The sequence below is a fragment of the Variovorax sp. P1_H12_2 genome (assembly GCF_056405335.1).
This window is the reverse complement of sequence record NZ_JBFUCI010000314.1, coordinates 1-5,108: the sequence shown is the minus strand read 5'-3', so window position 1 is coordinate 5,108 and position 5,108 is coordinate 1. Positions and strand designations below refer to the sequence as shown.

The window sequence follows — 5,108 nt, the reverse complement described above, 5'->3', positions numbered from 1 at the left end:
GGATCGGCTTGCTGGGATAGCCCTGAGCCAAAGCCGCGCTCGTCACAAAGGACGCCAGCGCGGCAGCGATCAATCTAACAAAGCGCATGGGATTCTCCGTTGAAGTGATGAGTTGGGGTCGCTGAAGAACCATGGTCGCGTCCGGCGCCGGTCGGCCTCGAACTGCCTGATTCGCGGTGCCAGCGTCAGGGTCGCGCCGATCTCGTCGAGCCCCTTCAACAGCTGTTCCTTGGGAGTGGGCTCGATGTCGAATCCGATGCACCGCCGGTCCGGCGTGACGATCGTCTGAGATGGCAGGTCGACCTCGAGCGCATAGCCTGCCTGGCGCGACACTTCGCCAAAGAGGGACTCGACTGCTTCTTCGGGGAGTGCGATCGGCAGCAATCCGTTCTTGAGACAGTTCGCGAAGAAGATGTCCGCAAAACTCGGTGCGATCAGCACGCGGAAACCGTATTGCTCCAGCGCCCACGGTGCGTGCTCGCGGCTCGAACCGCAGCCGAAGTTGCGGCGCGCCAGCAGGATCGACCCATGTCGGTAGCGTGGCTGGTTCAGTACGAAGTCGGGATTGAGCGGTCTGGCGCTGCAGTCGATGCCCGGCTCTCCCACATCGAGGTAGCGCATGCCGTCAAACAGACGCGGTCCGAAGCCGGTGCGCTCGATCGACTTCATGAATTGCTTGGGCAGGATTGCATCGGTGTCGACATTGGCACGGTCGATCGGCACGACCGTTCCCCGGTGGCAGTCGAACGGCTTCATCGCGGGCTGCGCTGCCATTGCCGCTCCTTGACCTTCACCAGGCCGACCAGCGTGCTGTTCACAGGTGCCGCGATGCCGACTCTGGCGCCCTGCGCGGGTACCACGCCGTTGATGACGTCGATCTCACTGACGCGGCCCGCCTCGTGGTCGAGCAGGGCAGAGGGCTTGGCCTTGAATACCCGCATGCCGAAAGCCCTGGCATGTTCCACCGGATCTGCGACCTCGATCTTGACCCCCAGGGCCTTGGCCACCCTCCAGGCCTCGGTTGCCGCGGCGCGGCTGATCGGGCCCATCTCGGGATCGTCGAGTACTTCGCCGACCGTCATGCCGGTCAGCGCGCATGGCGCGCTGTAGGCCACGTTGCAGATGAGCTTTTCCCATTGCATCGCCACGATGTCGTGCACGGCCTTGGCATCGAAGCCGGCGTCTTCCCAGATCCGCGTCGCGGCCTGCAGCCGCTCGAACGGCAGGGCCCCATAAGCGCCAAAGCGCATCGCCTGCATCGCATTGTGGTGTGCGTAGCCAGGACCCTTCAACGATGCGCCGAATCCGCTCGCGATGCCGACGGCAAGGCGGTCCGGGCCCACGACGCGCGCGACTGTGTCAGCCGAGCCCAGGCCGTTCTGAATCGTCATGACGACGGTGTTGGTGCCGAGAAAGGGGAGGGCCTGCTGGGCGCCGGCCTCCACGTCCGCCGCCTTCACCGCAATCACGACGAGATCCATCGCTTCTTCCGGTGCACGGGTCGATGCCTGGATCCTGACCCACCGATCCCCGAGCGGCCCTTCCAGGCGCAAGCCGTTGTCGTTGATGGCTTGCACGTGGGCGTCCCATCGGGCCAGCGCCCACACCTGGTTTCCGGCAGCGGCGAGCAGCGCGGCGTAGACCGACCCCATCGCTCCACAGCCTACGATTGCAATTTTCATGACGTTTTGCTCTTGCTCAGTTCTTGATCAGGTCGGCAATCGCCTCGCGCAGGCCGGCCTTTTCTTCGAGGCCGAAGCCGGGCGCTTGCGTGGGCAGGGCGTGGCCTTGCGAAACCATGCAGGCCTCGGGGTAGCCTCCGAACGGTTGGAAGACGCCTGGATAGACCTCGCATCCCCCCAGCCCCAGGCCCGCCACGATGTGAAGATTGATCAGATGGCCACCGTGCGGCAACACCTGAGCCAAGGAGAAGCCGCGTGCCTCCAGCGCCCGCATGGTGATCATGTATTCGGTCAGGCCGTAGCTCAGTCCAGCTTCCATCTGGAAGATGTCCCTGCCTGGCCGCATGCCGCCAAAGCGCAGCAGGTTGACGGCATCGATGGTGGAAAAGAGGTTCTCGCCTGTGGCGATCGCGCCGCTATAGTGTGTCGACAGCTCTGCATTGAGGCCGAARTCCAGCGGATCACCGACTTCTTCGTACCATCGCAGCCTCAATGGAGCGATGGCATCCGAATAGGCCAGCGCGGTTCTCAGATCAAAGCGGCCATTGGCATCGACGGCCAGGTGCTCGCCAGCGCCAGCGACTTCGAGCGCCGCGTGAATGCGCCGCACATCTTCATCCAGGGAAGCGCCCCCGATCTTGATCTTGTAGTCGACAAAGCCAAGATCCCGGTAGGTCCTGATCTCGGTCTGCAATCGATTCAGCGAGTCGCCCGGGTAGTAGTAGCCGCCTGCCGCATAGACCGGTATCGGGTCGATCGCGGCCGGTCGGCCGGCCGCGCGCGCGATCGTCACATGCGCCGGCTCGTCTGCGAGCTTTGCGTTCAAATCCCAGATCGCGAGCTCGAGCGCGGCGACGGCCGTGGCCCGATCGCCGTGGCCTCCCGGCTTTTCGTTCGTCATTGCGGCGCGGTACACCGCATCCGCTGAAAAGCTTCGGCCGTCAGGCGCGAGCAGATCTCCTGGCGGGCGATGGAGCACTCGGGGGATGAACCGCTCGCGCAACAGGCCTCCTTGTGCGAAGCGGCCGATCGAATTGAATGCGACTCCGACGACAGGCCTTCCGTTGCGGATCACGTCGGTGAAGACCGCAACCAGGGAGACCGTGTGCTCCGAGAAATTGACCAGCGCGTTGGACACATCCCCGCGCAGTGGAATGGACATCTCACGAATATCGACGATTCGCATGGGGTTCCTTGGGATGGGTGGCTGTCAATTCAGTCGCCTGAAATCGACAAAGTGGCCTGCGATGGCAGCAGCGGCCGCCATCTCCGGGCTGACAAGATGCGTGCGACCGCCGACGCCCTGCCGGTCTTCGAAGTTGCGATTGGATGTGGAGGCACACCGCTCTCCGGCAGACAGACTGTCCGGGTTCATGCCCACGCACATCGAACAGCCGGCATCGCGCCATTCGAAGCCGGCGTCGATGAAGACGCGGTCGAGCCCTTCCTCTTCGGCCTGCAGCTTGACCAGGCCCGAGCCCGGCACGACCAATGCCCGACGGACAGTCGGCGCCAGATGTCTGCCGCGCACGACGCCCGCGGCGGCCCGCAGATCCTCGATGCGCGAGTTGGTGCACGACCCGATGAAGATGCTGTCGAGGTGAATGTCGGCGATGGCCATGCCGGGCTGGACTGCCATGTACTTCAGTGCGCGCTCCATGGCTGCGCGGCGCGTCGCATCCTGCTCCAGCGCGGGGTCGGGAATCCGACCATCCACCGAGACCACCATTTCCGGCGATGTGCCCCAAGTCACGAGCGGACCGAGCGAGCTGACGTCGATGTCGACCTCGGCGTCGAAGCGCGCGTCGTCGTCCGTCTTGAGGGCGAGCCAGACCGGCACCGCCGCCTCCCAGGTGCGTCCTTTGGGGGCCAATGGGCGGTGGCGCAGATAGTCGACGGTTTTTTCGTCGACCGCGACCATTCCGCACCGTGCCCCGGCCTCGATGGACATGTTGCACAGCGTCATGCGGGCTTCCATGGACAGGTTCCGCACCGCCTCGCCGGCATATTCGATGGCATGGCCCGTTGCGCCTGCCGTGCCGATCTTCGCGATCATCGCCAGCGCCAGGTCCTTGGCGCCTATGCCTGGCGCCAGGGTTCCTCGGAAGTTGATCCGCATGCTCTTGGGTTTGCGCGTCAGCAGCGTCTGGGTGGCCAGCACGTGCTCGACTTCGGAAGTGCCGATGCCGTGTGCGATGGCGCCGAAGGCGCCGTGCGTGCTGGTGTGGCTGTCGCCGCACACGACCGTCGCGCCCGGCAGGGTGGCGCCCTGTTCGGGGCCGACGACATGGACGATGCCCTGTCGGCGGTCCGCGAGCGCAAACAGCGGCACCGAGAACTCGGCGCAGTTCTGGTCGAGTTTTTCGATCTGCACGCGAGCGACCTGGTCCTCGATCTGCTGTCCGCGGCCTTGCGTCGGCACATTGTGATCCGGCGTCGCCAGATTCGCGTCCAGGCGCCACGGTTTCAGACCGGCGATGCGCAGGCCCTGGAACGCCTGCGGGCTGGTCACTTCATGCAGAAGGTGGCGGTCGATGTACAGGAGGGTGTTTCCGTCCGGTGCCACGTCGATGACGTGCTCATCCCAAACCTTGTCGAAAAGAGTCTGTCCCGCCATTGATGTTCTTGCTGCGTTGTTCGCGGTCTGCCGGCCTGTTCATGCGAACAGAAGTGCGTATGTACTGTTCAAACGATATGTAGGTACATATTAAACTGTCGACTTGCCGTCGTGTCAATCGACGCGTGCGAGGACCGTGCCCCTTGCGTTGCTAGACTGAATCCAAAGCCCTTCGAAATATGTCCATTCCTCTTTATCAACACGTCGCGCAGGACCTGGTCCAGAAAGTGACGTCTGGCGTTTTTCCGGTTGGCAGCGTGCTGCCGAGCGAGCTCAAGCTCATGGAGACCTATGGCACGAGCCGCAACACCGTGCGGGCCGCGTTGAAGCAACTGCAGGACATCGGGCTGATTTCGCGCAAGCGCAATCGCGGCACAACGATCCAGGCGCGTCCTTCCGCAGGGGCCTTTACTCAGTCACTGTCGACACTGGATGATCTGGTCAGCTTTGCCAAGTCGGCAACCCGCGCGGTGAACGCCAGCAGAGAAATGGTGTTGGACATCGATACTGCGCGCGCCCTCGGATGCCAGCCAGGCTCGCGGTGGCTCCACATCGCGATGACGCGAAGCGAGCCCGGGGCGGCCATTCCCCTCGCGTGGACGGATGCCTATGTCGATCCGCACTATGCCGGTGTGCGCCTGCTGGCCAAGAAGCATCCCGACCGGTTGTTGTGCGATCTGATCGAGATGAACTACGGGCGGCGCATCGCCACCATAGAGCAGACGGTGGGTGCTCGAGCGCTCGGCGGCGATCATGCGAAGAGGCTGTCGGTGCCGGAAGGAACGCCCGGACTGGAGATCATTCGGAAG

General features: G+C 63.9%; 5 protein-coding genes. 1 reads left to right on the top strand and 4 read right to left on the bottom strand.

Features of this window, described 5'->3' with window-relative positions; genetic code table 11:
* Positions 1 to 69 precede the first annotated feature (69 nt).
* From leuD to leuC, 4 genes are read right to left on the bottom strand one after another with little or no spacing between them, the layout of a single operon-like run.
* A complete protein-coding gene (gene leuD / locus AC1D2K_RS25135; RefSeq protein ID WP_478091863.1) occupies positions 70 to 756 on the bottom strand; it encodes a 3-isopropylmalate dehydratase small subunit in 687 nt (228 codons plus the stop codon).
* Entirely contained in the window at positions 753 to 1,682 is a 930-nt protein-coding gene (locus AC1D2K_RS25130) for a ketopantoate reductase family protein (protein WP_478091849.1), read from the bottom strand. Before AC1D2K_RS25130 ends, leuD begins: the two co-directional genes overlap by 4 nt.
* Positions 1,683 to 1,698: 16 nt before the next feature.
* A complete protein-coding gene (locus AC1D2K_RS25125) occupies positions 1,699 to 2,868 on the bottom strand; it encodes an enolase C-terminal domain-like protein (protein ID WP_478091848.1) in 1,170 nt (389 codons plus the stop codon).
* Between the two features lie 24 nt (positions 2,869 to 2,892).
* Positions 2,893 to 4,299 (bottom strand): 3-isopropylmalate dehydratase large subunit, encoded by a 1,407-nt coding sequence (gene leuC, locus AC1D2K_RS25120; protein ID WP_478091846.1) that lies wholly within the window; start codon positions 4,297 to 4,299, stop codon positions 2,893 to 2,895.
* Between the two features lie 179 nt (positions 4,300 to 4,478).
* On the opposite strand from leuC, the gene AC1D2K_RS25115 reads away from it, so the two are divergent.
* Positions 4,479 to 5,108: GntR family transcriptional regulator (locus AC1D2K_RS25115; protein WP_478091844.1), on the top strand; the 630-nt coding region annotated here is incomplete at its 3' end.